We start from the raw sequence: 5,232 nt of genomic DNA, 5'->3' as shown, positions 1-5,232 counted from the left end.
TGCTGCGGCAGGTCGCCCCGCTGGCCGACGGCGGCCTGGCGGGCGAGGCGGGGATGCTGGCCGGGGAGATCGAACTGCGGCGGGGCAATCCGTCCGTCGCGGCGGCCGAACTGATCAGCACCGCCCGCAGGCTGGTCCCCGACCACCGGCGGCTGGCCGCCACGACGTTGATGCTGGCGGGCGAGGCCAGCTTCGTGGCCGGGGACAACGCCCGCTACTGCGCGATGGCGCAGGACGCGGCCCGGATCCGCGCGTTCGACGAACTGCCCGCCACCCGGGTGGTGCTGGAGCACTTCGCGGCGATGTCGGCGACCTTCAGCGGCCGCCACCACGACGCCGCCGAGCCGCTGCGGCGGGTCGTCGATCTCGGGGACGCCACACTCGACCCGTCGGCGAAGACACTGGCCAGCCAGGCCGCCTTCACCCTCGGTGAGGCGCCCCGGGCCCGCACGCTGGCCGTGCAGGCGGTGACCTCGGCGCGGGCGCGGGGGGAATTGGCCGAGGTGCCGTGGTCGATGATCTACGTGGCGATGTCGGAGATGCTGTCCGGACAACTGGCCACCGCCACGGCGACCTCACTGGAGGCCCTGCAGCTGGCGGAGTCGCTGGGCCAGTCCAACTCGGCGGTGGACCACCTGACCGTGCTGGCGATGCTGGCCGCGCTCCAGGGCGATCAGGAGACCGCCGGGCTGCGGCTGGCCGCCGCGTCCGCGGGCTACGTCGAACGCGGGCTGAGCAGACCCGGGGCGCTGGGGACCTGGGCGGCGGCGTGTGTCGACCTGGCCCACGACCGGCCGGCCGAGGCACTCGACCGGTTCCGTCGCATGTCCCTCGGGCAGTCCCGGCACTGCTCACCGATCCGGGTGATGGCCGTGCCGCACTTCGTGGAGGCCGCCGTCCGCTGCGGTGAGCGCGAGGCCGCGTACGGGGCACTGACCGCGTTCGAGCGGTGGGCCACGACCACCGGCGGCGCGAGCCGCATCGCGCTGGCGCACCGGTGCCGGGCACTGCTGGCCGAGCACGAGGGCGAGGCCGAGGAGCACTTCACCGAGGCCATGCGGCTGCACCGGGAGTCGGACTCACCGCACGACCTCGCGGGCACGGAGATGCTGTACGCGGCGCGGTTGCGCCGCAACCGCAGGCCGAAACAGGCCAGGGAGGTGCTCCGGGAGGCGGTGCAGATCTTCGACGAGCTGGGCGCCCGGCACTGGGTGGACCGCGCCTGGCGGGAACTGCGGGCGTGCGGGCATCCGGGCCCGCCGGGACGTGCCCCGGCGGAGGCCGCGACACCGCGGGGACGCGGCCGACCCGGCGGGGTCGGCGACCTCAGCCCGCAGCAGGAGCAGATCGCCGCGCTCGTGGCCGAGGGGGCCACCAACCGGGAGATCGCCGCGCGGCTCTACATCAGTCACCGGACGGTCGACCACCACCTGCGCAACATCTTCGCCAAGCTCGACATCCGCTCGCGGGTGGAGCTGACCAAGCTCTACCGCTGATCTCGGCGCGTGATCGTCGCGTCATTTTCCGGACCCGCTTACCTACCGGTGGGTAGGTACTGGTGATTTCACCGATGCCGACCCGGCCCCCGCGCACCGAGACTCGGCGCCGTTCGGCACAGCACGAACGCACTCGGCTACTCCCGCCGGGTGGTTCTCACGAGAGGAGTCGACAACGTGCGAACCCGAGTCAAGTCGGGCACCGCGGCCCGCGGCCGGTTCACGCGGGCGTTGGGCGCCGTCACCGCCGCCCTCGCCCTCACCGGTGGTGTGGCGGGAGCGGGCGTCGCCAACGCCCAGGACAACCCGTACGAACGTGGTCCGGACCCCACCGAGGACAGCATCGAGGACCGGCGTGGTCCCTACTCCGTCGACGAGGAGAACGTGTCGTCGCTGGTCCCCGGCTTCGGGGGAGGCACCATCTACTACCCCGGCGACGCCACCGAGACCTTCGGCGCCGTGGCCGTCTCCCCCGGCTACACCGCCGGGGAGAGCACGATGAGCTGGTACGGACCACGACTGGCCTCCCAGGGTTTCGTGGTGTTCACCATCGACACCAACACCCGCTTCGATCAGCCGGGCAGCCGCGGTGACCAGCTGCTGGCCGCGCTCGACTATCTGGTCGAGGACAGTGACCGCGACGTGCGGGACCGGCTCGACCCGGACCGGCTCGCCGTGATGGGCCACTCCATGGGTGGCGGCGGCTCCCTGGAGGCCACCGCCGACCGGCCCTCGCTCAAGGCCTCGATCCCGCTCACCCCGTGGAACCTGGACAAGACCTGGGGCGAGGTCACGGTGCCCACGTTCATCATCGGCGCCGAGGACGACACGATCGCCTCCGTGTCGTCGCACTCGGAACCGTTTTACGAGAGCCTGTCCGGTTCGCTCGACAAGGCCTACCTGGAACTGGCCGGGGCCTCCCATCTCGCCCCGAACAGTCCGGACACCACCATCGCCAAGTACACCCTCTCCTGGTTGAAGCGGTTCGTCGACAACGACACCCGCTACACCCAGTTCCTCTGCCCCGGCCCCGACGACGGGCTGTTCTCCGACGTCGAGGAATACCGCAGCACCTGCCCGTTCTGACCCGCGGGTGAACCTCCCGATTCCGCCGCCCGAGGGGCGGTGTGCGGCCCTTTTTCGGTCGCGCACCGCCCCTCGGTCCGTGCGTGCGCGGATCGGACCGTTCCGGATTTCCCCGTTCCCGCCCGACGACCCGACGAACGGGAGAACCCGGCGATTTCACCGATGCCTGATTCTGCACCCGGTGTCGATACTCGGACCGTTCGCGACGAAGCGAGCACATCCGGCGGGTGAGACGCCGGGTGGTTCTCACGAGAGGAGTCGACAACGTGCGAACCCGAGTCAAGTCGGGCACCGCGGCCCGCGGCCGGTTCACGCGGGCGTTGGGCGTCGTCACCGCCGCCCTCGCCCTCACCGGTGGTGTGGCGGGAGCGGGCGTTGCCAGTGCCCAGGGAAATCCGTACGAGCGTGGTCCGGACCCCACCGAGGACAGCATCGAGGACCGGCGCGGTCCCTACTCCGTCGACGAGGAGAACGTGTCGTCGCTGGTCCCCGGCTTCGGCGGGGGCACCATCTACTACCCTTCCCGCACCACCGAGACCTTCGGCGGTGTGGCGATCGCCCCGGGCTACACCGCCGGGGAGAGCAGCATGAGCTGGTACGGGCCACGGCTGGCCTCCCAGGGTTTCGTGGTGTTCACCATCGACACCAACACCCGCTTCGACCAGCCCGGCAGCCGCGGTGACCAGCTCCTCGCGGCCCTGGACTACCTCGCCGAGGACAGCGACCGCGACGTGCGGGACCGGCTCGACCCGGACCGGCTCGCCGTGATGGGCCACTCCATGGGTGGCGGCGGCTCCCTGGAGGCCACCTCCGACCGGCCCTCGCTCAAGGCGTCCATCCCGCTCACCCCGTGGAACCTGGACAAGACCTGGTACGAGGTCACGGTGCCCACGTTCATCATCGGGGCCGAGAGCGACAGCATCGCCTCGGTGCGGACGCACTCCGAGCCGTTCTACGAGAGCCTGTCCGGTTCCCTCGACAAGGCCTACCTGGAACTCGACGGGGCCTCCCACTTCGCCCCGAACACACCCGACACCACGATCGCCAAGTACAGCATCTCCTGGTTGAAGCGGTTCGTCGACAACGACACCCGCTACACCCAGTTCCTCTGCCCCGGCCCCGACGACGGGCTGTTCTCCGACGTCGAGGAATACCGCTCCACCTGCCCGTTCTGACCCACGGGCGTCGAATCGGGGCACGGTGCGCGGTCCGGTCACGGGCCGCGCACCGTGCCCTGTGTGCGTCGGTACGGGTGTCGGGGCAGCACAAGCCGGCGGGTGCGGGAACGCGGTCGTCCCGCACGGCGGCGTCAGAACGCCATCGCCTGTGCCCGTCGTTTGACCTCGGTACCGTGGTTCGTCCGCAGGGCGTTGATCGGGGTCACTCCCGGCAGCGACTCGTCCTCGGAGTACAGCCACCGCAGCATCTCGGTGCGGTTGTACCCGGAGTCCGACAACACGGTGATCGTGCCGGGCAGGCCCTTCAGCACACCGCCCTTGCTGAGGAAGTCGGCGGGGACGACCAGCTGGCCCTCCCGGCGCACCGCGATCAGATGACCGTCCCGCAGCATCCGGCGGACCTTGTTCTCCGACTGCCCGACGGCGTCGGCCACCTCCGCCAGGGAGAGGACGGCGACATCGGCGTCGAGGACGTCGTCAGCGACTGGAATCGCACTCACGCGTACCACCTTGCCATAATCGGGGCGGCCGGGAGCAGCCCCGAGCACGGCGAATCCCGCAGATCCGGCACGGTCGAGTCCGGTCCGGTCCCCGGCACCCGCCGACGGACCGCCGCGCGGCCCGGGGCCGGGGGCGCTGCCCGGCCACCCGCACACCTTCGACCGTAGGATCAGCCGCTGTGACACGCACGGAATCGGACCTGACGGGCGCACTGCTCGATCGGCGCTACCGGGTGGGACCGCTGCTCGCCCGAGGGGGGATGTCGTCGGTCTACCGGGGAGTGGACACCCGGCTCGACCGTCCGGTCGCGGTCAAGATCATGGATGCACGGTTCGCCGACGATCGCACCTTCGTGGAGCGCTTCGAACGGGAGGCGCGCTCGGCGGCCCGGCTGCACCATCCGCATGTGGTCGCCGTCCACGACCAGGGCATCGACACCTCCGCGGGTGACGAGGACCACCGAGCCTTCCTCGTCATGGAACTCGTCGACGGCGGCACCCTGCGCGACCTGCTCGACCGGCACGGCGCCCTGGAGGTGCCGCTCGCGCTGACCGTGTTCGAGCAGGTGCTGTCCGCACTGGCCGCCGCGCACTCCGCGGGACTCGTCCACCGGGACGTCAAGCCCGAGAACGTGCTCATCGGACCCGGTGGGGAGGCCGGGGGCGTGGCCAAGGTCGGCGACTTCGGCCTCGTCCGCGCGGTGGCGAACGCGGGTTCCACGAGCACGAGCGTGATCCTCGGCACGGTCGCCTATCTCTCCCCCGAGCAGGTCAGCAGCGGCGCGGCGGACCCGCGCTCGGACGTGTACTCGGCGGGCATCCTGCTCTACGAGCTGCTCACCGGGCAGGTGCCCTACACCGCCGACACCGCGCTGTCGGTGGCCTACCGGCACGTGAACGACGACGTGCCCGCCCCCGGCCGGGTGGTCGGCACGCTGCCGCCCGCCGTGGACGAACTGGTCCTGCGGGCGA

Annotated in this window: 5 protein-coding genes; 4 read left to right on the top strand and 1 reads right to left on the bottom strand. The window is 71.3% G+C overall.

The features are described 5' to 3' along the window. The 3 genes from ACTIR_RS24630 to ACTIR_RS0120540 all read left to right on the top strand — a co-directional run. Nucleotides 1-1,496 (top strand): LuxR family transcriptional regulator (locus ACTIR_RS24630; RefSeq protein WP_034241227.1); only part of this gene is annotated, 1,496 nt, incomplete at its 5' end. Nucleotides 1,497-1,673: 177 nt separating this feature from the next. Continuing rightward, nucleotides 1,674-2,582, top strand: coding sequence for a poly(ethylene terephthalate) hydrolase family protein (locus tag ACTIR_RS0120545; protein WP_026455675.1), 909 nt, complete (start codon nucleotides 1,674-1,676; stop codon nucleotides 2,580-2,582). Nucleotides 2,583-2,848: 266 nt separating this feature from the next. Next, entirely contained in the window at nucleotides 2,849-3,757 is a 909-nt protein-coding gene (locus ACTIR_RS0120540; protein ID WP_026455674.1) for a poly(ethylene terephthalate) hydrolase family protein, read from the top strand. A 134-nt stretch (nucleotides 3,758-3,891) separates the two neighbouring features. Here the strand turns inward: ACTIR_RS0120540 and ACTIR_RS0120535 are convergent, their stop codons facing one another. Then, nucleotides 3,892-4,260, bottom strand: coding sequence for an Rv2175c family DNA-binding protein (locus ACTIR_RS0120535; protein WP_007027454.1), 369 nt, complete (start codon nucleotides 4,258-4,260; stop codon nucleotides 3,892-3,894). Nucleotides 4,261-4,439: 179 nt separating this feature from the next. Between ACTIR_RS0120535 and ACTIR_RS24625 the strand changes: the two genes are divergently transcribed. Next, on the top strand, nucleotides 4,440-5,232 hold a 793-nt coding region (locus ACTIR_RS24625), incomplete at its 3' end, for a protein kinase domain-containing protein (protein WP_034241224.1).

Origin of the sequence: Saccharomonospora iraqiensis subsp. iraqiensis, from assembly GCF_000430445.1 — a bacterium.
GTDB lineage: Bacteria > Actinomycetota > Actinomycetes > Mycobacteriales > Pseudonocardiaceae > Saccharomonospora > Saccharomonospora iraqiensis.
This window is presented reverse-complemented; position numbering and strand designations above follow the sequence as displayed.